This window comes from Arthrobacter sp. UYCu723, from assembly GCF_054059215.1.
In genome coordinates this window covers 4689988-4712302 of the sequence record NZ_JBSSBW010000001.1, presented here as the reverse complement: position 1 = coordinate 4712302, position 22315 = coordinate 4689988, and the positions used below count along the sequence as shown (strand labels likewise).

Here is a 22315-nt window from a genome sequence, read left to right as displayed (position 1 = left end):
CCGACCCGCCAGGAAAATGCCATGAACACACAGCCTGTCACGATGCTGACTCCCGACTTTCCCTTCCCTTATGACGAATACCTCCAACACCCCTCCGGCGTTGGATCCATCCCCGAAGCAGCCCGCGGCACCGAAGTAGCCGTCATTGGCGCCGGCCTCGCGGGCCTGGTCGCTGCCCTGGAAATGATGAAAATGGGACTGCGGCCTGTCATCTACGAATCCGGCACCGTCGGCGGCAGGCTCCGCGGTGCCACCCTGCCTGGCACCGACGGACCCGTCGCCGATATGGGAGGCATGCGCTTCCCCGTTTCCAGCCGCGCATTCTGGCACTACGCCGACCTCGCAGGCGTGGACTCGGCCCCGTTCCCGAACCCGCTGGACGCCGCCTCCCCGAGCACCGTGGTGGAACTTGGCGGAGAACAGTTCTACGCCAGCGCCAGCGACAAACTGCCCCCGTTCTTCCAGGAAGTCGCCGACGCTTGGGAACACAGCCTGGAGGAACGCGCAGAATACGCCGCCATGCAGCAGGCCATCGCCGACCGGGACTACGCCACCATCAAACGCATTTGGGCTGGCCTCGTTCCCGTTCTGGACGACACCTCCTTCTCCAACTACCTGGCCAGCTCCAAGGCTTTCTCCGACCTCCCCTACCAGTACCGTGAAGCCTTCGGCCAAATCGGGTTCGGCTCCGGCGGATGGGACGTCAGTTTCCCCAACGCGATCCTGGAAATCCTCCGTGTGGTCTACATGGAATGCGAAAACAACCAACGACGAATCCTCGGCGGGGCACGCGGAATCACTGACGGACTGTGGAACCACGCCCCTGAAAGCATGGTCCACTGGCCGCAAGGCACCACCCTGGCCTCCCTCCACGGCGGCACCCCGCACGGTGCGGTGACCAGCATCCGGCGCGCGGCAGGATCCACGGATCCAGCAGTTACCATCACTGACGCCGAAGGTTCCCGGGACTACGCGGCGGTCATTGTCACGTGCCACAAATGGCTGCTCTCTACGGAAATCGACACGGAGGAAAGCCTGTTCAGCCCGGAGCAGTGGATGGCCATGCGCCGCATCCACTACCTCCAGTCCTCAAAGACCTTCGTGGTCGTCGACCGCCCGTTCTGGCTGGACACCGACCCGAACACCGGTCGCCGTGTGATGAGCACAACCCTGACAGACAGGGTCACGCGCGGGACGTACCTCTTCGACAATGGCCCAGACCAGCAGGCACTGATCTGTCTGTCCTACACATGGAACGATGACGCGCTGAAGTGGCTGCCCCTCACGGCGAAGCAGCGCGCCGATGTCATGCTGCGCACTCTGGGTGAGATCTACCCGGACGTGGACATCAGAAGCCACATCGTGGGCGAACCGTTGACCGTGTCCTGGGAGGACGAGCCCGGCTTCGCGGGTGCGTTCAAAATCAACCTGCCCGGGCACTACCGATACCAGCGCCGGCTTTACACCCAGTTCATGGAACACGCCCAGGGCCGTCAAGCCCAAGGAATCTATCTGGCGGGCGACGACGTCTCCTGGACCGCCGGATGGGCCGAAGGGGCAGTCACCACCGCCCTGAACGCCGGCTGGGCAGTGATGGACCAACTGGGCGGAAGCTGCGCCCCGGAAAACCCGGGCCCCGGCGACAGGTTCGCAGAACTCGCCCCCGTCCCGCTGCCCGAGGCATCCGCGCTGCCGACGTCTTTCACAATCCCTGCCTAGAAGGGCTGGCTCGTGATTCCTGAGGTAGTACTGCACAATGCCCACATCCTCACCATGGACCCCGCCCGTCCAGTGCCTGCGGCATGGGCCTACCGTGCAGCCTCATTCCTCAGGGCCGGCGTCACAGTCGCAGGAAGCTCTGGCCGGCCCGTTGCTGACGTGAACGTACTGCGGGGAATACAGGCGTTCGTAGACCGCCTGACCGCCACCGGCACCGTGTTCGGCCACCCCCGCGAACGGCTCACCCGCCACCGGAGCGGCCCACCACAAGGGATCCCTTACTCCCGGAAAACTGGCCGACGCCGTCATCCTCGCCGGCAACAATTACGGACACCCCAAACCTCACAGATTTGAAGTAGAGGCAACGGTCCTTGGCGGTGCCTTAATACATTCGGCTTTGGAAGGAATCCCAGCATGAACACACCCCGACCGCTCTGCCCCCGGCCACCGCTTCAGCCGGTACGACCCATGGAGAAAACATGATCACCTACTACATCACCGCGGACGGGCCAGCTATCGGCGACATCGTCCAATTGGTCGGCGAAAACAGCGCCGACCATGAAGGCAAAGTTGAGGACGTAACGGTCGACGAAGCGGTCCTCTGGATCGCGGCCACGGCCGACTACCCACGAACGGCCTTCCTGCGCCAGGACGGCCGGAAGGTCTATACGAACAGGTAGTGCCTCATACGCCAACGGGCCGACAGGGCCTCGAGGACCGCTGCGTACAGGCCGCGTCTGACCTGCCTCATGCGGGGGTGGCGTCTGATCACCACTATGCCGACATGGCACTGAGACAAGCCAATTCTGGTCCTGGACGGACTTGAACTGTTAGCCAGATCATAGTGAAACACCCAAACGGCAATCGGTCATCCAACCGTAGTATTCAGCACCCGGGAACGTGCCACGTCTCCCGGCTGCGCCACTTAGCATGTAGACCTGCAACGGCCGCATGACCCCAACACCGCATTACATCCCAGGAGGGACGACATATGACTGTCTCCACGAAATTCACGGCCCAGGCCCTGGCTGTTCTGGTGGCCAGCGCTCTGGCCCTGACGGCATGCACCAACGCCTCCAGCACCGATGCGAACCCCAAACCCGCCAGTACCGGCTCCGCGGCCGCCACGTTTGATCCAGGCACCCTCAAGAAAGACGAAGAACTCGCAGCCCTGGTGCCGGCCGCCATCAAGTCCAAGGGCACCTTGACGATTGGTATCACGCCGACGTACGCACCGGCCCAATTTCTAAGTGGCCCCAACAACAACACTCCAGTGGGTTACGACATCGACTTCGCCAAGGCCATAGGCGCCACGCTCGGGCTGGAAATCGACCTTCGGCCTGCCGATTTCACCAGCATCCTGCCCGCACTGGGCCCCAAGTACGATCTGGGCATCGCATCGTTCACGATCACCCAGAAGCGCCTGCAGGCCGTCAACTTTGTCAGCTACTTCAGCGCCGGCACCACGTGGGCCGTCCAGAAGGGCAACCCGAAGAACTTCTCCCTCGAAGACATTTGCGGCAGGAGCGTCGGAGTCCAGACCGGCACCACGCAGGAAGAGCCGGATCTGAAGGAGCGCAACGAAAAGTGTTTTGCCGAGGGTAAGAAACCGATCGATGTCGTCTCGCTCAAGACACAGACCGACATCACCACCCGCCTGGTCAACGGCAGCATCGACGCCATGAGCGCCGACTCGCCCGTTATCGGCTATGCGGCCCAGCAGACGAAAGGCGCCGTGGAAAAGGTCGGCGACATGTACGGGGCAGCCTTTGCCGGCATCGGCATCGCAAAGGACGACAAAGCCCTCAGCGAGGTCATCCAGAAAGTCGTGACCAAGCTCATGGCCGACGGCACCTACACGAAGGTCCTCGACAGCTGGAGCGTATCCGACGGTGCGATCACTAAGTCCGAGGTCAACCCGTCCGTACCTTCATGAGCAACACATCCTCCGGGGTTCTTGAATCAGCAGAGGCTGCCGACGCCGGGAAAGGGGGCGCTCCGGAGCTGATCAAGGCTGTTCCGGTGCGCCACCCCGGCCGCTGGGTTGCTGCGGCGGTGATCCTCCTGTTCGTCGCCCTGGGTATCCAGAGCGTGGCGACCAACCCGAATTTCCGGTGGGAAACCGTGGCTGCGTACATCCTCGATGTGAACGTCTTCAAGGGTGTGGGGTGGACTCTGCTGCTGACCGTGTTGGCCATGATTATCGCGATCGTACTGGCCGTTCTTTTATCGTTCATGCGCCAGTCGGATAACCCGGTCCTGGCCTGGTCGTCCTGGTTCTGGGTTTGGTTCTTCCGGGGCACCCCCGTGTATACCCAGCTGATCTTTTGGGGCCTGATCACCGTGCTGTATCCGTCGATCTCGCTGGGGATACCGTTCGGCCCCGAACTATTGCACGTGGTCGTCTCCGACCCCACCAAAGGCTTCATCCCGGCCGTGATCGGCCTCGGGCTCAATGAGTCTGCCTACCTCGCCGAGATCTTCCGCGCAGGCCTGAAGTCCGTGGACAAGGGCCAAATGGAGGCGGCTGAGGCCCTGGGAATGGCCCGCCGGAAAGTCATGTGGCGGATCATCCTGCCCCAGGCCATGCGCGTCATCGTGCCCCCGACCGGGAACGAGACCATCAGCATGCTCAAGACCACCTCACTGGTGTTGGCAGTGCCGTTCACCCTCGACCTGACCTTTGTCACAAATGCCCTTGCCAACCGCACATACCAGCCGATCCCGCTGCTCATCGTTGCGGCGACGTGGTACCTGCTCGTCACAAGCATCCTCATGGTGGGCCAGCACCACATAGAGAAGTACTACGGCAAAGGCGTGGACAACATGACCCCCGTCGCCGTCAACCCTGCAGCAGCCAAAGCCGCAGCGGCCCCCACAACAGGAGCTGTCGCTGTCCAACCCATCGCCACCAGAACCGAGGAGGACCAAAAGTGAGCGCACACGCCGCACCCGTGAACGGGCACACCGCCCCCGCTTCCGACAAAGAGCTCGTCCGCATCGAAGGGGTGCACAAGTTCTACGGCAGCCACCACGTGTTGCGCGGGATCGACATGACGGTCAAACAGGGCGAGGTGGCGGTGCTGATCGGACCCTCCGGCTCCGGGAAATCGACGCTGCTGCGGTGCGTCAACCACCTGGAGTCAATCAGCGCCGGCCGGATCCGGGTGAACGACGAACTGATCGGTTACCGGGAGCGCGGCGGCAAGCTCCACGAGTTGCACGTCAAGGAGATCGCCCGGCAACGGCGCAACATCGGCATGGTGTTCCAGCGCTTCAACCTGTTCGGCCATAAGACCGCCCTTGAGAATGTCATGGAGGCACCGATCCAGGTCAAAGGCAAGGACAAGTCTTCGACCAAAAGGCGCGCGCTGGAGCTCCTGGATCGGGTTGGTCTGTCGGAACGTGCCTATCACTACCCGGCACAGCTCTCGGGCGGCCAGCAGCAGCGCGTCGCGATCGCCCGCGCCCTGGCCATGGACCCCGAGCTGATGCTCTTCGACGAACCCACTTCTGCGCTTGACCCGGAGCTTGTCGGCGACGTGCTCAATGTCATGAAGGACCTCGCAAGGTCCGGCATGACGATGGTCGTCGTCACCCACGAAATCGGTTTCGCACGCGAAGTCGGCGACACGCTGACGTTCATGGACGACGGCGTCGTCGTCGAGTCGGGCAACCCCCGTGACGTCATTGCCAACCCGCAGCACCAGCGTACCCAGGGCTTCCTGAGCAAGGTCCTCTAGGAAGCGCGTCCCCCAACCGGGGGTGCCCTGTCGGACAGCGTCAATCCGTAAGCCGGTAAGGCGCCCCGATCGGCCCCATCGGCTGGCCCAGGCGGGCAGAGTCCCGCCTGGGCCAGCCGATATGTTCCACCGTCACGGCCAAGCCATTCCGGCGAGACTTCATGGAAGGATCTACAGTTCAAATGACCCGTCAATCGAACATGAATCTTCGTCGGCTCCAGTACTTCCTTGCTGTTGTCGACGCCAGGACGGTGACGGGTGCCGCGGAGAGCCTGCACATTGCCCAGCCGGCCTTGGGCCGGCAAATCAAGACGCTCGAACGTGAACTGCGACTGCGGCTCTTCGAAGCCCAGGGCAACCGGCTTGCACTGACAGCTGCCGGCCGCGCGCTCGTCCCCATGGCGCGCAGGCTCATGAGGGAAACCCACGGTTTTGAAGAAGCAGCAACCGCGTTGCGTACCGGATATGTTCAGGAACTCGTCGCAGCAACAACGAGCGGCTCACTGCGGATATTCCTGGCGCCCTTCATCGCGACAATGGGGCCGGATGATCCGAGAATCATTCCCCGTGAGATCAACCACTTCGACATGACGGAATCGCTGCGCAATGGCTGCGACTTCGCAATCTCGCCGGCGCCACCGGATCCGGTGCTGCGGAATATACAGCTTGGGCGCGTGCCGGTCAGGGCTTACGTTTCGGCTGGCCACGAGTGGGCCCTCAACGGCGTCGCCGAGCTCCCCATCTCCTCCTTCGCGGGCGTTACGGCTGTTCTTCCTTCACACCACAGCGCGAGCCGCCACATCATCGACGAGGCAGTCAGCCGGGCCGACATGGCTTTCCAAGGTGTGACAGAGTGCGACGATGGGCAGACGATCGTGGCGCTTGCGGCAGCCGGTCGCGGGGTTGGTTTTTCCACAGAACGCCCGTTGTATGGAGCCCACGCGATCATTGTTCGCGAAGCGGGTGCATCCGACGGCAACAGCAACCCCCTGGCATTGCCGCTGCATTTGACATGCACACCGGGCCACTTCGCTGAGGGCGTCATCGCGCAAATCGCCGATCGTATCCGGGACTTCCTCGCCTTGCAAGGCATGGTTATGGCAGCGTGAGGATGGGCGCCCGGACTCAGAATGGCCCACAACCAAATTGTCCTAGACCCTTTCGAGTGGGCGGTCCCGGGCGGCTGGTCCCGATTGAACGGCGCAGGGCTCCGGAAATCAGCGCTCGCTCTCGCCGACGCCGGCACCGACGTCGTGATCACCTACCGATCGAACCACGAAGAAGCCGCTGCCGTCGTCACCGAGATCACCGCCCGCGGACGCCGCGCCGTCGCCCTGAAACCAGACACCACCCAGTACGACACATTCCCGGCATTCGCCATCGAGCTGGCAACCGCGCTCACCGACACCTGGGACCGGAACTCCTTCGACTACCTCGTCAACAACGCCGCGTCGCCGCATGGACCACGGTCGGCCAGACGACCATCGACGACTTCGACACCATGGTCGGCGTTCACTTCAAGGGAGTCGTGTTCCTCACCCAGGAACTGCTCCCTCAGCTCTCGGACGGGGGCCGCATCGTCAACGTCTCGACCGGACTGAACCGCTTCGTCGGCACCGGATTCAGCATCTACGCCTCCGTCAAGGCCGCCATCGACACCTACACCCGGTACCTCGCCAAAGAACTCGGCGAACGCGGTATCACCGTCAACTCGATCGCACCCTGCCCGATCGCCACCGACTTCGGCGGCGGCGTCGTCCGCGACGACGAGAACATCAACACCTACTGGACCTCCCAGACGGCCCTGGGGCGCGTCGGCTTGCCCGCCGACATCGGCGGCGCCATCACCACCCTCCTGGCACCCGGCGCCAGCTGGATCACCGGTTAACGCATCGAAGCCTCAGGCGGCACCCTGCTCTGACCCACAGCGCCATCAAGAAATGAACGCGGCCCATGCACCCACAGCGTATGGGCCGCGTACTTCTTCCCGCACCCCACAAGCCTCATGGCGAACGATTTCACGACCGTTTCCTTCCGACAACGGCCGGCGTCGACCGCCGCGAATACCGCGCCATTTGGCGTTGCGAATACCGCGCCATTTGGCGTTGCGACTCACAGTTGATGGACGCCGTTGCTGGCTTTGTATTGAAGCGCCGCAGTGCCTTGCCCGGGGAGAACCTACCGGGTGTCTTCGACCAATCTGTCGGACGGGAGCAAGCCAAGTGACGGTGCTCCGTTGGCGAAGGAGATGGTTCCTGGTCTCTGTGCTGCCGGGAATGCCCTACGGATCGCGGGGAGGGATGGCCTGCCGGCGAGTGCAGCGTCGAACGTCCGTTGCCCGGTCGTCGGCAGGACCTCTCACCCGGGGCGAGCGTCGATGATCCCGACATCCAAGTGATGACATCGCTGTCCACCCCGCATGGCTGAGCGCGAACGGCTCAACCTTCAGTGCTGCGTCAGTATGTTCGGCGCACCAAGGAGTCGAGTTGGCTCTCTACCGGCCTGCTTGGGCTCGGCCCGGGAGCGTGGCGGTGGGGCGTACAGAGTTTACGCAGCGGTCGTGACCTTGTCGATCAATTCGAGCGTCGAGTAGGCGACACCCCAGGAGGCTGTCACCCCGGATCCGCCATGGCCATAGCTGTGGATCACTGGTCGCCCGTGATCTTCCGTCAGTCCCAGGCGGACCGAGTCCCGCCCTGGTCGGAGTCCCACTCTGCTTCCGAGGAAGACCCCGCCATTCAGCACCGGTTCGAGCGACCGCACAGTGGAAAGAATCCTGTGTTCCGTCGCCGCATCGGGTTCGAGGCTGTTCTCGCCGACCTGTGCGGTGCCGCCGCACACGACTTCGTCTGATCGGGGAATTATGTAGGTGGGGCCCGCGGGGTTGGAGTCATCGATGATCCAACGAGTGGGGCGCGCATTGCCGATCCGGGCAACTTGGCCGCGCACCGGGTAGAGCCCGTCATCTGCATGCAGTCCGAGGCTGTTGAGCCCGGTAGCCAGCACAACCAGGTCGTTGGCAGGGATGTCGGCCAGTGTATGGACTGAGCGCCACTCCCAGCTCACACCTGCGTCTGTGCACTGCCGCTGGAGCCAGGGCAGGTAGCTGGACATGGTTGCAATGGGGACAGTGCAGACGATGCCCGATTCTGTGCCCGGTGGCAGTTCTTCCTCCGTGGCGGGACGATGGCCTTCGACTGAAGCCGGCCACTTAAGGGGTGCGGACCCTGCGCGTACGACGACAACCCCTTCCCGCATCTCCACACCGGATTCCGGTGAGCTGGCGGCGAGCCCGGCGAGTACTTTGAAGGTGACAGCACCCCAGGACCCCACCAATGCTTCGGGTTCCGCGTGGTATGGCGCCCAGATGGCAGCGGCCACCGCGGACACGGTGTCCTCGGGATGATGCGCAGCCGTGACCGTAACGTCGTAGCCTGCGCGAGCCGCGACGAGGGCGGTAGTCAGGCCGATGACGCCGGCACCGATAACTGCTACCTGAGGCCTATCGGAGGGGGTCATGGGTTGCTCCGGATAGCCGTTGCTTCGATTTCGAACCGGAAGGATCCAACGAGCCCGGCAATGATCGAGGTGCGGGCCGGTTTGGCGTCAGGGAACCACTTGATGTATTCGTCATTGAATGCCGCAAGGTATGCGGTGTCAGTCAGGATGCAGAAAGTCCTCATGACGTCCGACAAGGTGCAATCGGCGGCCCGGAGCACTTCCTCGATGTTCCGCAGGGCCTGTCGGACTTCGTCGGTGAAGTTTTCAGGGACGTGCCCGGTGTCGGGATCGGCTCCCACTTGGCCTGATGTCAGCACCAGATCGCCGGCTGCGACTGCCTGGGATAGCCAGGGCAGGGCAGGGGCGTGGGGAGTGTGGACGGTAGAGGAACGGGGCATGGACATCCCTTCATGCTTCTGGCAGTGCACGGTGCAGCTGCGCGTTCTGGAAAGTGAAATGCTGACGGGCACACGGCAGGTTTATGAAGTCATCCCGAGTGGGCAGACAGTAAACGAGACCGCTCGGGGGCGAACTCCTTGAACCAGACAGCGCCATGGGTAAGGGTTCTTTCGATGTGCCATGGAACTATTTCCACTGCACGCTCTCATCACTATCGTGTTCATCGGCTATGCGGTCAAAGACCAAATTGGGCTTGATTCCATGCTCTACAGGCATGGAATCAAGCTGGCGGGCCCGGTGTGGGCGTGCCGAGCCAGGGCACTTGCAGGGGTTCTGGCGCCACCTCCGATGTATCGCCGCCATCGAGACCGTCGGGCACTGTGCCGGATCAGGCTGTCCGGCGCGTCGTGGCGTGGGCATGACCCTCGTTGGCGCCCAACCGAAGCGGACGACGACGGGAACCTCCCGCCGTCGTCCGCTTCCGTTCTGGCAGCCAAAGGCTGGAACCGACAAGAGGGTGACCGGAAGGATGACATGTCGGAGACGATAACGGCCGGGCTGCTGGGCGAAGTGATGGCCGAGCTGGCCGTGCTCGAGGACCCGAAGATGCGCGAGGCGAACCAGAAGCGCGGCGACGACCACGGGGTGAACCTGTCCAAGCTGCGCGCTGTCGCGAAGCGGCTGAAAACGCAGCAGGAACTCGCGCGAGCTCTGGGCGACGAACGACTCTCCGGCGAGGTTGGTGGCGCTGCTGGTCTGCCGGCCGAAGGCCTTCGAACGCGACGAACTGGACACCATGCTCCGCGAGGCGCTTGCGCCCATTGCAATGGCATCCATAATCGGCCGGAACGCCGTGTTATTGCAACGGAACTGCAGCACGGACACCAACGCCGGCAGCATCCGGCGGTAGTGGTTCGAATACGAACTTCGCAACACGATGCGGACCTTGCCCTGGAACACTGTCTCGTTGGCCTTTGCTTCCTTCACGAGTTGCTGCAAAGTCTTCTCGCTCACCACAGGGAACACCGCATCCCGGACTGTCTCATCCGGGTGTTCCACCGCTGTTTCTGCCAGTTTGAACAGCAGCTCCGTCTTGCCCCGCACCCGCTGGAGATCCTGAGTGAGTTCCTTCTCGACTTTCTTCACCGCGCTGGTATTGATCTTCAACACCAAAACCAGGAGCAGATCGACCAGGCTGTCCGTGATCTCCGCTGTCCGTTGATGACACAACGCCGCCAGCAACGCCAGCCGCACAGGTTTAGGCGCGTCCCAGAAATCCGACGGATACATCCGGGAAGCCCGCGCCCTCCAAACTCCTACGACCTTCTCAGACACCCCCGCAGACAGGTCAGCAGGAACCTCCAAAGACTGTGCCGCTGAAAGCTTCTCGACCTCAGCCAGCAAGGATTCCAACCCTGCCGGCCCAGGATCCGCCTTCAACACCGCAAGCAACGAACCTGCTGATCCGTCCGCGATCAAGGCCTCCAGCCTGGCAGCACCATCAGAAGAAAGCCGTTCAACCACGCCCGCGCAAAACTCCTGTTCAAACACATACACTCCCAACGGCCAGTTGAGAGGGGCTTTTTGGCTCCACTGGGAGGCTCTCCCCGTTTTGTCGCATGGCGATCCTGCTATTGCTCTTCGCCGGCTCGTTGGCGGCGTTCCTTGGTTTTCGCCTCGCGGGCTTGGGTTAGTTCGGCGCGCAGTTGGTCGATTTGGCGGCTGTAGGTGTCGTGAAGGTCTTTGACGCGTTGTTCACCATGGATGCGCTCACGCTCGACGTCGGCCCTGGCCGCTTCACGCTCCGCCGTCAGCGCCGCCACGTTGCTGCGCAAATCGGCCGCCGCCTCGCGGACGGCCTCAAGGTCGGCACGGACTCCCGCCAGCTGACCCCGCGCCTCGGCGGCCGCGGACTCCTCGCGGTCAGCGCGCGCCGTCTCCGCCTCAGCGCGGCTCTCGGCCGCTCCCGTGCGCCGCTCTGCCGCAACCCGGGCCCGTTCCTCTGTTCCGGCCCGTTCGGCGGCGGCGTAATGGCGGGCAATCCCCGGCCGCTGGGCTTTTCGAGGACTACATAATCCCGCTGAACCTCTTGAAAATCGGGGCGTTCATCGCCGACACCGGGCTCTCCGACCTCGACGACATCACCAAGATCCAGGCCCACGACGCGGAGCAGCAAACCGACTACCTGGACACCCTGCGGGCTTACCTGGCTTCCAACGGAAATATCTCCACGATGGCAGCACGCCTCCACGTGCACAACAACACCGTCCGTTATCGGGTGGGACGCCTGGCCAAGGACTTTGACCTCGATCTGGACGAGCCGCAGCAGCGGCTCTGGCTCTGGCTGCGCCTGACAACCATGGATCTCACACCTCAGGCAAAACCAACCATGCCGAAGTAGCAGCGGAAATACTCAACTTCTGAGCCGAAAACAGGCCACCCGCCGAGATTCGGATCAGCCCGACTGAGAAATGAATGGTCGAATCCCTGGAACCGTGCTTTCGTGGACATATATGCAACTCCATCTGGGGGTCATATGAGACGCCGTTTGGATCCGAAGAGTGTTCGCCAGATCATTGCCTTCTCGCTCACGATTGCTGTAGCCCTTGTCTTCCTGCTGGTTCCCGTATACAGCGAAGTGAAGCTGATAAATGGCGGGCCAGACCAGGTCACTACCTCGACCCTGCTTGAGACCGTAGGGCCCTCCGTCTTGGTGCCCTTGCTCATCCCCGTGGCTCTGACCGGACTGCCGCTCGTGCTAAGGGGACGGGCACAGGTCTATGCATCCGTCACGACTACCGTTGCTCTCGCCATCTTCACCGTCATCGCTTCCGCAAGCATCGGCTGGTTCTACGTGCCGGCCCTGGCTGCTGCGTTGGCCTCCCTATTGGCCCCATCGAGAAAGCCGTGGAACGCCAAAGGTCAACCCTTCATGGCCGGCCAGCGTTGAACACAAGGCTGCCCAGTAGCGGCGGGGGAAGGAGCAGCCTTACGACGGCGGCCGGTTCCAGCGGTATTCGTTCTCCGGCCGCCCGGGCGCGCCGTAGCGCGCCGTGCGGGAAACAGTTCCGGCGTCGGCGAGGTACTCGAGGTAGCGGCGGGCGGTGACCCGGGACATGCCCAGTGCCTCCATCACCTCGCTGGCTGACACCGCCCCGGTCTGCAGCTTCATGAAGTCCTGAACGGAATCCAGCGTGGACACTGCCAGGCCCTTGGGCAGCGGCAATTCGGATGGTGCCCGCAGGCTCGCAAACGCCTGGTCCACATCACTTTGGGAGGCGCCGGGCCCGGAAGCCCCGGTCCCCGGCGAGGCCAGCTGTTCACGGAACAGCCGGTAGCTGGCAAGTTTGTCCGCAAAAGTGGCGTAGGTGAACGGCTTGATCAGGTACTGGACCACGCCGGTGGCCACCGCGCTGCGGACGATGTTCAGTTCCCGCACGGCGGTGATCGCGATGATGTCCGCGAAGAGTCCGGCCGCCCGCATCCGGCGTGCGATGTCGAGCCCGTGTAGGTCCGGGAGGTTCATGTCCAGCAGCACCAGCTCCACCGGGTTGCCTGCCGCCGAGAATTCCGTCAGCAGGCGCAGGGCCGACTGCCCGTCGGGCGCGGATCCGGCCAGGGTGAATCCGTCCAGCCTGTCGACATAGGCGGCGTGGGCCGCGGCGGCGATAGGTTCGTCTTCTACGACGAGCACCCGGATATCGCTCATGGCTGTCCCTCTGTTGTGACCGGCAGCGTGACGTGGAACAGTGCTCCGGCCGGGCTGGTGATAGTCATGGTACCGCCCAGGCGCTGCACCGCCTGGCGGACCAGGGCCAGGCCCAGGCCCCGCCCGAACGGCCCCGGCGCCTTGGTGCTGAATCCGTGGCGGAAGACGTCCTCCACTGCCTCCGGGTCGATTCCGGGGCCGCTGTCCTCGACCATGATCTCGAGGGCCGCATCGTTGGTCTGGACCGACAGTTCCACGAGCCTGGGTGCCGGTGCTTCGGCGGCGGCGTCGATGGCGTTGTCCAGCAGGTTCCCGAGGATGGCCACGAGATCCTGGACGGCCAATCCGGTCACCGCCGTGGAGCCGCCGGTGGTGAGGATCAGTTCGACGCCGCGTTCGTGCGCTTCGGCGGCCTTGCCCATGATCAGGGCGCCGAGCACGGGTTCCTCGATGGAGCTCACGAGGTCATCCGTCAGCCGCTGGCTGAGCTCGAGGTCTTTGGTCGCGAAGTCCAGGGCCTCCGGCGCCCGTCCCAGTTCCATCAGCGAGACGATCGTGTGGAGCCGGTTGGCATGCTCATGGGTCTGGGCACGGAGGGCGTCGGAGAGCGTGCGCATGGTTTCCAGTTCGCTGCCGAGGGACTCGATTTCGGTGCGGTCCCGGATGGTGGCCACCGTGCCGAAAACCGCAGCGCGCTGGCGGGCCGCGGCGGAGCCAGGGCCCACCGCGGGTCCCTGGTTGACCACCAGGATCCGGGAGCCCGTCAGGTGGATCTCGTCGAGCGCGGTCCGCCCCGACTCGAACAGTTCCTTGAGGCTGGGAGCCAGCGGCAGCTCCGCCAGCGACGGTGCCGCCTGGCGGCCGCCTGCTGCTGTTCCGCCGCCGTCGCCGTACCCGGTGGAGCCCGTGCCGGTAGCCGGAGCGCCGGCAACTGCAGCGCCGTCGGAGGAGCGCTTCGTCAGCCCCAGCAGTTCGGCGGCCTGGTCGTTGTACATCACCACCTTGCCCTTGGAGTCGATCAGGATCACGCCCTCGCGGACTGAATGCAGCACGGATTCGTAATAGGCGAAGAGCTGGGCCAACTGTTCCGGACCCCAGCCGCGGGTGACCCGGCGCAGGTACCGGCCCAGCAGCCAGGATGCCACCGAACCGCCTGCCAGCAGCGCCACGACGATGGCCAGCAGCGCCGGCAGCCTGCCGGAGACCGCAATGTCCACGGTCCGGACCGTCACGCCCGCCGCCACAAGGGCCTGTACGGTGCCGTCGGCATCCTTGACCGGGGCGATGGTGCGGACCGAGGGCCCGAGGGTGCCGGCCACGACCTCCGTGAACACCTGGCCTTTGAGGGCTGCGTCGATGGAACCGATATAGGGCTTTCCCAGTTCCTCATCCCGGGGATGGGTCCACCGCGTGCGGTCCGGGGCCATGATCGTGATGAAATCCGCGTCCGCGTCCTTCATGATTTTCAGGGCATACGGCTGGAGCAGGGCTGACGGATCGGCGGCGCTCGCCGCCTCCAGCACGAGGGGGGTGTCGGCCACCGTGACGGCAATGCCGGCCATCCGGAGGCCGGCCTCCTCGTAGGCATGATCGCGCGCGTCAACGAAGGTGGCCGTGCCGACGATGGCCGTCAGTGCCACCATGAACAGCAGATGGGCCACAAAGAGCCTGCGGGCGATGCTCCAGCGGTGGATCATCAACACCTTCCATGACCAATATGAACGCAACGGTGAGCTAAATCACTTGATCGCTAATGATGGATATCACACCCCATCGACGTGATCAGCTCAGAGCCTGGGCCGCAGCGTCTTCCAGATTATCCCTAAGGAGACAACCATGGCCTCTCAACGAGGAGAGTCAGCGGCACCGGCCGCGACGACGGTCAAGAAGCGCAAGGGGCTCGACAAGTCCCACTACCTGTACATCGCGGTCATCGTGGCCGTGATCCTGGGTGCCCTCGTGGGGCTGCTGTTCCCCGAGGTCGGCAAATCGCTGAAGCCGCTGGGCGACGGCTTCATCAAGCTGATCAAGATGATGATCGCTCCGATCATCTTCTGCACCATCGTGCTGGGTATCGGCTCGATCGCCAAGGCCGCCACGGTGGGCAAGGTGGGCGGGCTGGCCCTGGGCTACTTCATCGTCATGTCCACCTTCGCGCTGGCCATCGGACTGGTGGTAGGCAACCTGATCCACCCGGGAGAAGGCCTGAACCTGACGCCGTACGACCCAAACAAGAAGGCGGCCACTGACAGCACCGTCGACTTCCTGCTGGGCATCATTCCGGGCGACATTCCGGTGCTGCCGACACTCCTGGCCGCCATCCTGGTCGGCTTCGCCCTCCAGAAGATGGGCCCGCAGGGCGCCCCCGATCCTCAAGGCCATCGGCCACGGCCAGGCCCTTGTCTTCCGCATCCTGATCATGATCATGTGGCTGGCCCCGGTCGGAGCCTTCGGCGCGATCGCCGCCGTCGTCGGTGCCACCGGCTTCCAGGCCATTGTCAGCATGTTCACCCTGATGATCGCCTTCTACATCACGTGTGCGCTGTTCATTGTAGTGATCCTCGGCGGATTGCTGCAGGTCGTGGCAGGCGTGAACATCTTCCGGCTGATGAAGTACCTGGCCCGCGAATACCTGCTGATCTTCTCCACCTCATCTTCCGAAGCCGCGCTGCCCCGCCTCATCGCCAAGCTGGAACACCTGGGTGTCTCCAAGCCTGTCGTCGGCGTCACGGTCCCCACCGGTTACTCCTTCAACCTGGACGGCACGGCCATCTACCTGACCATGGCGTCCCTCTTCGTCGCCAACGCGATGGGCACCCCGCTGGATCTCGGTGCGCAGATTTCCCTGCTGATTTTCATGATCATTGCCTCCAAGGGTGCCGCCGGTGTCACCGGTGCCGGCCTGGCCACCCTGGCCGCCGGCCTGCAGGCTCATGCGCCCCAGCTGCTGGGCGGCGTCGGTATGATCGTCGGCATCGACCGCTTCATGTCCGAGGCCCGCGCGCTGACCAACTTCACCGGCAACGCCGTGGCCACCGTGCTGATCGGCACCTGGGTCAAGGAGATCGACGGCGGACAGGTTGAGCGTGTCCTGTCCGGAGCCGAGCCTTTCGACGAGCAGACCATGATTGCGGCCCACGGCGTGCACGAGGCAGCTGAGGAGCCCGCCCGCCCGGTACCGGCGAACGCCTGACCAGCAGCTTCACTGCCGTCACACCGCAGCATCAGCCGCGTTGATCACCGATAAAACCGCCCGGACGCAGACTAGTGTCCGGGCGGTTTTTCGCGGCAAAACGCCAACCTTCGACTTTTACCAGAAGGTTCAGGCTCAAGTAAAGGCCGCTGTCAAGGTCCGCGGAATACCGTGTCGGGCGCTGTAGCCTTGGGAGGAATAAGATCGGCGCTGGGGGTCCAGCGGCAGCAATTTCAAGCACGACAATCACCGTCATCGAAAGTGTGGATAGATACGTGAGCAGCGAACAGGGTTCAGCAACTCTGGAAGGCACCGAACTCGATCTGGAAGACGCCGTCATGGGCCCCACCGGGCGCCCCAAACGCGACTTTCCGGAGCCCGCGCCGCTGTCATCCCACGGCCCTGCGCGGGTCATCGCCATGGTCAACCAGAAGGGTGGGGTGGGCAAGACTACTTCCACCATTAACCTCGCCGCTGCGCTGGCGGAATACGGCCGCCGGGTGCTCCTGGTCGATTTCGACCCGCAGGGTGCGCTGTCCGCGGGACTGGGCATCAACCCCCACGAACTCGATCTCACGGTCTACAACGTGCTGATGGACCGTAAGGTCGACATCCGTGACGCCATCCACAAGACCGACGTCGAGAACGTGGACCTGCTGCCGGCCAATATTGACCTCTCCGCCGCGGAGGTCCAGCTGGTCAATGAGGTGGCCCGCGAACAGGTTCTTGACCGCGCGCTGAAAAAGGTCGAGGACGATTACGACATCGTCCTGATCGACTGCCAGCCCTCGCTAGGCCTGCTCACAGTCAACGCGCTGACAGCTGCCCACGGCGTCATCATTCCGCTGATCTGCGAATTCTTCGCCCTGCGTGCGGTGGCGCTGCTCGTCGAAACCATCGATAAGGTCCAGGACCGCCTGAACCCGCGGCTCCAGGTCGACGGCGTGCTCGCCACGATGTACGACGCCCGCACCCTGCATAGCCGCGAGGTCATCTCCCGTCTTGTGGAGGCCTTCGGTGACAAGGTCTTCGAAACCGTCATCAAGCGGTCCATCAAGTTTGCCGATGCCACCGTGGCCGCAGAGCCCATCACCACCTACGCCGGTAACCACATCGGTGCCGAGGCCTACCGCAACCTCGCCAAAGAACTCATTTCGCGCGGCGGCGCGCCCTAGTCAGGTCCGTGGCAGAGTCGGGTGCTCCCACAGCGGAGCTGAGTGTGCCAGCGGAGCTGAGTGTGCCAGCGGAGCTGCATATGCCGGCGGGTGCGCCGGCGGGGAAAAAGCCCGGCTTTGAAGTCCGGCTGGCCAACTTCACCGGCCCGTTCGACCTCTTGCTCGGCCTGATTTCCAAGCACCAGCTGGACATTACCGAGGTGTCACTGTCCACGGTCACGGACGAATTCATCAAGTACACCAAGGGGCTGCAGCAATTGGGGGAGGAGTGGGCCCTGGATGAGGCCAGCGAATTCCTGGTGATCGCCGCCACCCTGCTGGACCTCAAGGCGGCCCGGCTGCTCCCCGCCGGCGAGGTCGAAGACGATGAGGACATCGCACTGCTGGAAGCCCGTGACCTGCTCTTCGCCCGGCTGCTGCAGTACAAGGCCTTCAAACATGTCGCCGGGATGATGGGGTCCACCCTGGAGCTCGAGGCCTGCCGGTTTCCGCGCCAGGTTACGCTCGAGGAACACTTCGCCGCACTGCTTCCTGAACTTATCTGGCGGCACAGCCCTCAGCAGTTCGCCGCCCTGGCCGAGGCGGCCCTTAAGCCCAAGGCGGCCGCCCCCACCGAGGTGGGCCTGGCGCACCTTCACGGCAGCCCCGTCAGCGTCAAGGAGCAGGCCGAACTGCTGGGCCAGCGCTTGCGCCTCGGCAATCCGCTGACTTTCCGGGCGCTCATCGCCGACGCCGAATCCACCCTTGTCGTAGTGGCGCGGTTTTTGGCGCTGCTGGAGATGTTCCGCGACCGCGCCGTCGCTTTCGACCAGCTGCTGCCGCTGGGGGACCTGACCGTCCATTGGACCGCCGGGGCAGCGGCCTGGAGCAGCGGGAACCTGAGTGAAGAATATGAGGAACAGCCTTGAGTGACATGAGTTCCGGCCCGGCCCGCGAAGAGGCTGCAGCCGAGGGCGCGAGCGACGCCGGACCCGACGTCGCCAGCCTGCCGGGCGGCGCCCGCGCTGCCCTCGAGGCCGTGCTGATGGTGATCGACGAGCCGGCCACGGCCACCGGGCTGGCGGCGGGGCTGAACCTGACGGTCGACGTCGTCGAGGGTCTGCTGGCGGAACTGCAGCGGGAGTATAACGGTTATACTGTTAATGCCCCGGATGTGGACGACGCCAGTTTGAACGGCTTCAGCTCCACCGCCCGGGGTTTTGAATTGCGGAATATCGCCGGAGGCTGGCGGATCTATTCCCGCGCTGAATTCGCCGATGTCGTCGGCGGTTTCGTGCTGGAGGGACAGACAGCCAGGCTGACGCAGGCGGCGCTCGAAACGCTCGCCGTCATCGCTTACCGCCAGCCCGTATCACGGGCGCGGGTGTCTGCAATTCGAGGAGTCAATGTTGACTCTGTCGTGCGGACGCTGACGCAGCGCGGGCTGATCGAGGATTCGGGAACGGATCCCGAGTCCGGGGCCATCCTGTACCGTACGACGTCGTATTTCCTGGAGCGAATGGGAATCGGCTCGGCGGCTGAATTGCCGCAGCTTTCACCCCACCTTCCGGGGCTGGAAGGCATCGAAGAGTTCTACGACGCAGGAAGAATGTAGGCAGGAACAACTGCCTGCGCACGAGTATCCACCGGGGCAGAACCATTTTGCCCTCGTTGGCGGGTGTTGTCGGGAGACAGCGGCCGTTGGCCAATAAACGAAGGACGGGTCATGACACAGGCGGGACGCCAGGGTTCACCACGTAACAGTTCGGGACGTAACAGTGCCGGACAAAACAGTGCCGGACAAAAACCGGCACAGGGTTCAGGTCGCGCGGCGCAGGGCTCAGGCCGCGGCGCACAGGGCGGTTCAGGGCGCCTGGCGCAGGGCGGTGACGGCCGCAGTTTCCAGGGCGGCGGAAGCCGCAGCGGGGGAGCCGGCTTCAAGGGCGGCGGAGACCGCCCCTTCAAGCACCCCAAGCCTCGCGAAGAGGCATTCATCGACCCGGACCTGCAGGGGTCGGACGGCACGCCGTCGGCGAGCCGGCCGGCTTCCGGCGACTGGAAGTCCAAGGCGCCGTCCGGCAAGGAAGCAGCCCGCAAGGCCGCCGCCCGCAAGCCCGGCTTCGGCAAGGCCCCCGGCACTCCCGGCGCCCTCAAGCCCAAGCCGCGTACCGGGGCCGCCAAGTTCGCCGGCCCCCGCGCGTTCGGCAGCGAACGCTTCGGCCAGAACCTGGGTCCCGTGCGCAAGCCTGCCCGCAAGCGCGGACCGCGCGCCGAGGTACCCCAGTCCGAATTGCACGACCAGGACGGCATCCGCCTCCAGAAGGTCATGGCTTCGGCCGGCGTCGCCTCACGGCGTGTCTGCGAGGAAATGATCGCCGAAGGCCGCGTCGAGGTCGATGGCCAGGTCGTCACCGAGCTCGGCGTACGCGTCGATCCGAAGACCGCCGTGATCCATGTCGACGGGCTCCGCATCCAGCTGGACGAGAACATGGTCTACATGGTCTTCAACAAGCCCAAGGGCGTTGTCTCCACGATGGAAGACCCGGACGGCCGTCCCTGCATCAGCGACTTCGTCCGCAACAACCACGGCGAGCGGCTTTTCCACGTGGGCCGGCTGGACGTCGCCACCGAGGGCCTGCTGCTGCTGACGAACGACGGCGAACTCGCCAACCGGCTGACGCACCCCTCCTACGAAGTGCCCAAGACCTACCTCGTGCAGGTCCGCGGGCCGTTCCCGCAGGGCATCGGTGCCGAGCTCAAGGGCGGCGTCGAACTCGAGGACGGCATCGCCTCGGTCGATTCCTTCAAGCTCGTTGACTCGACCCCGGGCCACGTGCTGATCGAGGTCATACTGCACTCGGGCAAGAACCGGATCGTCCGGCGCCTCTTCGACGCCGTCGGCTTCCCGGTGCTGCGCCTGGTCCGCGTCAAGGTCGGACCCATCGGCCTGGGCGACCAGCGCCAGGGCAGTATCCGCAACCTCGGCAAGCAGGAAGTCGGCCACCTGCTGGCATCCGTAGGGCTGTAGGGCATGTCCGCTTTTCGTACCCACGGCCGCGGCCACCTCAACGGCCCGGTGGTGGTCGTTGGAACGGGGCTCCTCGGCACCAGCATCGGGCTGGGGCTGCGGGGTCGCGGGGTCCCGGTGTTCCTCTCCGATCCCTCGCCCACCAACCAGGCCGTCGCCGTCGACATCGGCGCAGGCCTGCCGTTGGCGCGCCTCGACGCCGAGCAGCCTGAACTCGTGGTGGTTGCCGCTCCGCCGGATGTCACCGCGGACGTGGTGGCGCAGGCCCTGACGGACTACCCGCAGGCCGCCGTGATCGACATTGCCAGCGTCAAATCCGGCATCCAGGCCGAACTACGCGCCCGCGGGGCCGACCTCGGCCGCTATGTGGGGACCCACCCCATGGCGGGCCGTGAGAAATCCGGTCCGGTGGCCGCCCGCGGTGAGCTGTTCACCTCGATGCCCTGGGTGTTGTGCCCTTCGGCGGAAACGTCGCCCGAGGCCCTGCAGACGGCGCGCGCGCTGGCAACGGATCTTGGCGCGGTTGTGTCCGAATTCGGGGCCGAGGAACATGACGAGGCCGTGGCGCTCGTCTCGCACCTGCCCCAGGTCATGTCCTCGCTGGTGGCCAGCCGCCTGCAGGGTACGCCTCCGCATGCGCTGTCCCTCGCCGGGAACGGGCTGCGGGACGTGACGCGCATCGCGGCCAGCGATCCCACCCTCTGGGTGCAGATCCTCGGTGCGAACGCGGGCAAGGTTGTCGGCATCCTGAACGGGGTCCGCGAGGACCTCAACCGCCTGATCGGCACGCTCGAGAACCCGGCCGCCCCCGGCGCCCGGCTCGACCTGGCCCAGCTGATCAGCGAAGGCAACGCGGGGCAGTCCCGGATTCCGGGCAAGCACGGCGGACCGCCGCAGGCCTACTCCTGGCTGACGGTCCTGGTGGATGACACTCCGGGCCAGATCGCCAGGCTCCTCACGGAGATCGGCGAGATCGGCGTCAACCTCGAGGACCTCCGCCTGGACCACTCCTCGGGCCAGAACGTGGGCATGGTGGAAATCTCCGTACTGCCGAACAAACATGACCTATTAATCGAAGCCCTCAACGATCGCGGATGGCGGGTACTCCAGTAATGACCCAGGAACTCATAGAAACGGTGGACGTTGTCCGCCCCGGAAAAAACCTTGTCGTGGCTATCGACGGACCGTCCGGATCGGGCAAGTCCAGCGTCAGCAAGGAAGTCGCACGGCGGCTCAGGCTTGCCTATCTCGATACCGGCGCCATGTACCGCGCCCTGACCTGGTTCTGCCTGGATTCCGGGACCGACCTGGAAGACGGGGCTGCGGTTGAGGCTGCAGCCGAGAACCTTCCGCTGGAGATCAGCACCAGCCCGCAGGAAGAGTACGTCCGGGTCGGCGGCGTCGACATCACCCTCGCCATCCGGGAGCCGGCGATCTCCGCGGCCGTGAGTGCCGTGGCCACCACCCTCGGCGCCCGCACCGAACTGATCCGCCGCCAGCGTGAGCTGATCGAGCAGCACCACCGCCGCATGGTGGTCGAGGGGCGTGACATCACCACCGTCGTCGCCCCGGGCGCCGAAGTCCGGATGCTCCTCACCGCGAGCGAGGAGGCGCGCCTGCGCCGCCGGGGGATCCAGCTTGGCGGCAGCCAGAACGCCGAGCAGCTCGCCGCCCAGGTGACCCAGCGTGACGCCAAGGACTCCACCGTGGTGAACTTCACCCAGGCCGCCGACGGCGTGGTGACCCTGGACTCTTCGGACCTGGACTTCGCCCAGACGGTCGACGCCGCCCTCGGCATCGTGGAAAGTGTCATCAACCACACGGTCACCAAGGGTGTCTGAGCCGCAGCAGGCAGTGCCGGGCCGGTGG

21 protein-coding genes and 2 pseudogenes are annotated in these 22315 nt (G+C 64.5%); 19 read left to right on the top strand and 4 right to left on the bottom strand.

Going from position 1 to position 22315, the window contains the following annotated elements; translation table 11 throughout:
* The first annotated feature begins 21 nt into the window (after window positions 1–21).
* The 8 genes from ACVWZ8_RS22095 (at window position 22) to ACVWZ8_RS22060 (ending at window position 7350) form a co-directional block, all read left to right on the top strand.
* A complete protein-coding gene (locus ACVWZ8_RS22095; protein WP_456505863.1) occupies window positions 22–1719 on the top strand; it encodes a flavin monoamine oxidase family protein in 1698 nt (565 codons plus the stop codon).
* A gap of 479 nt (window positions 1720–2198) precedes the next feature.
* Window positions 2199–2399 (top strand): hypothetical protein, encoded by a 201-nt coding sequence (locus ACVWZ8_RS22090; protein WP_456505862.1) that lies wholly within the window; start codon window positions 2199–2201, stop codon window positions 2397–2399.
* A 311-nt stretch (window positions 2400–2710) separates the two neighbouring features.
* Window positions 2711–3655 (top strand): ABC transporter substrate-binding protein, encoded by a 945-nt coding sequence (locus ACVWZ8_RS22085; RefSeq protein ID WP_456505861.1) that lies wholly within the window; start codon window positions 2711–2713, stop codon window positions 3653–3655.
* Window positions 3652–4656 (top strand): amino acid ABC transporter permease, encoded by a 1005-nt coding sequence (locus ACVWZ8_RS22080; RefSeq protein WP_456505860.1) that lies wholly within the window; start codon window positions 3652–3654, stop codon window positions 4654–4656. The genes ACVWZ8_RS22085 and ACVWZ8_RS22080 overlap by 4 nt, the downstream gene beginning before the upstream one ends.
* A complete protein-coding gene (locus ACVWZ8_RS22075; protein ID WP_456505859.1) occupies window positions 4653–5462 on the top strand; it encodes an amino acid ABC transporter ATP-binding protein in 810 nt (269 codons plus the stop codon). The genes ACVWZ8_RS22080 and ACVWZ8_RS22075 overlap by 4 nt, the downstream gene beginning before the upstream one ends.
* Window positions 5463–5644: 182 nt before the next feature.
* Entirely contained in the window at window positions 5645–6571 is a 927-nt protein-coding gene (locus tag ACVWZ8_RS22070) for a LysR family transcriptional regulator (protein WP_456505858.1), read from the top strand.
* A 21-nt stretch (window positions 6572–6592) separates the two neighbouring features.
* Window positions 6593–7063, top strand: a complete 471-nt coding sequence (locus tag ACVWZ8_RS22065; protein WP_456505857.1) for an SDR family NAD(P)-dependent oxidoreductase — start codon at window positions 6593–6595, stop codon at window positions 7061–7063.
* Complete coding sequence (locus ACVWZ8_RS22060; protein WP_456505856.1) at window positions 6964–7350, top strand: SDR family NAD(P)-dependent oxidoreductase; 387 nt, start codon at window positions 6964–6966, stop codon at window positions 7348–7350. Before ACVWZ8_RS22065 ends, ACVWZ8_RS22060 begins: the two co-directional genes overlap by 100 nt.
* Before the next feature lie 659 nt (window positions 7351–8009).
* On the opposite strand, the gene ACVWZ8_RS22055 is transcribed toward ACVWZ8_RS22060, so the two are convergent.
* Window positions 8010–8981 (bottom strand): FAD-dependent oxidoreductase, encoded by a 972-nt coding sequence (locus ACVWZ8_RS22055; protein ID WP_456505855.1) that lies wholly within the window; start codon window positions 8979–8981, stop codon window positions 8010–8012.
* Window positions 8978–9361, bottom strand: a complete 384-nt coding sequence (locus ACVWZ8_RS22050) for a RidA family protein (protein ID WP_157768987.1) — start codon at window positions 9359–9361, stop codon at window positions 8978–8980. Before ACVWZ8_RS22050 ends, ACVWZ8_RS22055 begins: the two co-directional genes overlap by 4 nt.
* A gap of 535 nt (window positions 9362–9896) precedes the next feature.
* Here ACVWZ8_RS22050 and ACVWZ8_RS22045 point away from each other — a divergent pair.
* The 4 genes and pseudogenes from ACVWZ8_RS22045 to ACVWZ8_RS22030 all read left to right on the top strand — a co-directional run.
* A pseudogene (locus ACVWZ8_RS22045) lies at window positions 9897–10182 on the top strand (DNA alkylation repair protein); the annotation flags it as partial.
* A gap of 913 nt (window positions 10183–11095) precedes the next feature.
* Window positions 11096–11437, top strand: a complete 342-nt coding sequence (locus tag ACVWZ8_RS22040; RefSeq protein ID WP_456505854.1) for a hypothetical protein — start codon at window positions 11096–11098, stop codon at window positions 11435–11437.
* 14 nt (window positions 11438–11451) lie between these two features.
* Complete coding sequence (locus ACVWZ8_RS22035; RefSeq protein ID WP_456505853.1) at window positions 11452–11763, top strand: PucR family transcriptional regulator; 312 nt, start codon at window positions 11452–11454, stop codon at window positions 11761–11763.
* Window positions 11764–11910: 147 nt separating this feature from the next.
* Complete coding sequence (locus ACVWZ8_RS22030; protein WP_456505852.1) at window positions 11911–12312, top strand: hypothetical protein; 402 nt, start codon at window positions 11911–11913, stop codon at window positions 12310–12312.
* 39 nt (window positions 12313–12351) lie between these two features.
* Here the strand turns inward: ACVWZ8_RS22030 and ACVWZ8_RS22025 are convergent, their stop codons facing one another.
* Complete coding sequence (locus ACVWZ8_RS22025) at window positions 12352–13071, bottom strand: response regulator (RefSeq protein ID WP_456505851.1); 720 nt, start codon at window positions 13069–13071, stop codon at window positions 12352–12354.
* Window positions 13068–14768: a sensor histidine kinase gene (locus ACVWZ8_RS22020; protein WP_456505850.1), complete on the bottom strand. Its 1701-nt coding sequence runs from the start codon at window positions 14766–14768 to the stop codon at window positions 13068–13070. The genes ACVWZ8_RS22025 and ACVWZ8_RS22020 overlap by 4 nt, the downstream gene beginning before the upstream one ends.
* 139 nt (window positions 14769–14907) lie before the next feature.
* Between ACVWZ8_RS22020 and ACVWZ8_RS22015 the strand changes: the two are divergent.
* The 7 genes and pseudogenes from ACVWZ8_RS22015 (at window position 14908) to cmk (ending at window position 22287) form a co-directional block, all read left to right on the top strand.
* A pseudogene (locus ACVWZ8_RS22015) lies at window positions 14908–16264 on the top strand (cation:dicarboxylate symporter family transporter).
* Window positions 16265–16539: 275 nt separating this feature from the next.
* Window positions 16540–17439: a ParA family protein gene (locus ACVWZ8_RS22010; protein ID WP_456505849.1), complete on the top strand. Its 900-nt coding sequence runs from the start codon at window positions 16540–16542 to the stop codon at window positions 17437–17439.
* An 8-nt stretch (window positions 17440–17447) separates the two neighbouring features.
* Window positions 17448–18347, top strand: coding sequence for a segregation and condensation protein A (locus tag ACVWZ8_RS22005; protein ID WP_456505848.1), 900 nt, complete (start codon window positions 17448–17450; stop codon window positions 18345–18347).
* 5 nt (window positions 18348–18352) lie between these two features.
* Window positions 18353–19033 (top strand): SMC-Scp complex subunit ScpB, encoded by a 681-nt coding sequence (scpB, locus tag ACVWZ8_RS22000; protein WP_456506001.1) that lies wholly within the window; start codon window positions 18353–18355, stop codon window positions 19031–19033.
* A gap of 111 nt (window positions 19034–19144) precedes the next feature.
* Window positions 19145–20446 (top strand): pseudouridine synthase, encoded by a 1302-nt coding sequence (locus ACVWZ8_RS21995; protein WP_456505847.1) that lies wholly within the window; start codon window positions 19145–19147, stop codon window positions 20444–20446.
* A gap of 3 nt (window positions 20447–20449) precedes the next feature.
* On the top strand, window positions 20450–21559 hold the full coding sequence (locus ACVWZ8_RS21990; RefSeq protein WP_456505846.1) for a prephenate dehydrogenase: 1110 nt from the start codon (window positions 20450–20452) through the stop codon (window positions 21557–21559).
* Entirely contained in the window at window positions 21559–22287 is a 729-nt protein-coding gene (gene cmk / locus ACVWZ8_RS21985; protein WP_426976974.1) for a (d)CMP kinase, read from the top strand. The genes ACVWZ8_RS21990 and cmk overlap by 1 nt, the downstream gene beginning before the upstream one ends.
* Window positions 22288–22315: the final 28 nt, after the last annotated feature.

Coding starts and splice junctions, on each gene's coding strand:
- ACVWZ8_RS22090 (WP_456505862.1), top strand. CDS start 2,199: ATGATCACCTACTACATCACCGCGGACGGGCCAGCTATCGGCGACATC.
- ACVWZ8_RS22070 (WP_456505858.1), top strand. CDS start 5,645: ATGACCCGTCAATCGAACATGAATCTTCGTCGGCTCCAGTACTTCCTT.
- ACVWZ8_RS22080 (WP_456505860.1), top strand. CDS start 3,652: ATGAGCAACACATCCTCCGGGGTTCTTGAATCAGCAGAGGCTGCCGAC.
- scpB (WP_456506001.1), top strand. CDS start 18,353: ATGAGTTCCGGCCCGGCCCGCGAAGAGGCTGCAGCCGAGGGCGCGAGC.
- ACVWZ8_RS22050 (WP_157768987.1), bottom strand. CDS start 9,361: ATGCCCCGTTCCTCTACCGTCCACACTCCCCACGCCCCTGCCCTGCCC.
- ACVWZ8_RS22065 (WP_456505857.1), top strand. CDS start 6,593: ATGGCCCACAACCAAATTGTCCTAGACCCTTTCGAGTGGGCGGTCCCG.
- ACVWZ8_RS22055 (WP_456505855.1), bottom strand. CDS start 8,981: ATGACCCCCTCCGATAGGCCTCAGGTAGCAGTTATCGGTGCCGGCGTC.
- ACVWZ8_RS22020 (WP_456505850.1), bottom strand. CDS start 14,768: ATGATCCACCGCTGGAGCATCGCCCGCAGGCTCTTTGTGGCCCATCTG.
- ACVWZ8_RS22025 (WP_456505851.1), bottom strand. CDS start 13,071: ATGAGCGATATCCGGGTGCTCGTCGTAGAAGACGAACCTATCGCCGCC.
- ACVWZ8_RS21995 (WP_456505847.1), top strand. CDS start 19,145: ATGACACAGGCGGGACGCCAGGGTTCACCACGTAACAGTTCGGGACGT.
- cmk (WP_426976974.1), top strand. CDS start 21,559: ATGACCCAGGAACTCATAGAAACGGTGGACGTTGTCCGCCCCGGAAAA.
- ACVWZ8_RS22060 (WP_456505856.1), top strand. CDS start 6,964: ATGGTCGGCGTTCACTTCAAGGGAGTCGTGTTCCTCACCCAGGAACTG.
- ACVWZ8_RS22095 (WP_456505863.1), top strand. CDS start 22: ATGAACACACAGCCTGTCACGATGCTGACTCCCGACTTTCCCTTCCCT.
- ACVWZ8_RS22085 (WP_456505861.1), top strand. CDS start 2,711: ATGACTGTCTCCACGAAATTCACGGCCCAGGCCCTGGCTGTTCTGGTG.
- ACVWZ8_RS21990 (WP_456505846.1), top strand. CDS start 20,450: ATGTCCGCTTTTCGTACCCACGGCCGCGGCCACCTCAACGGCCCGGTG.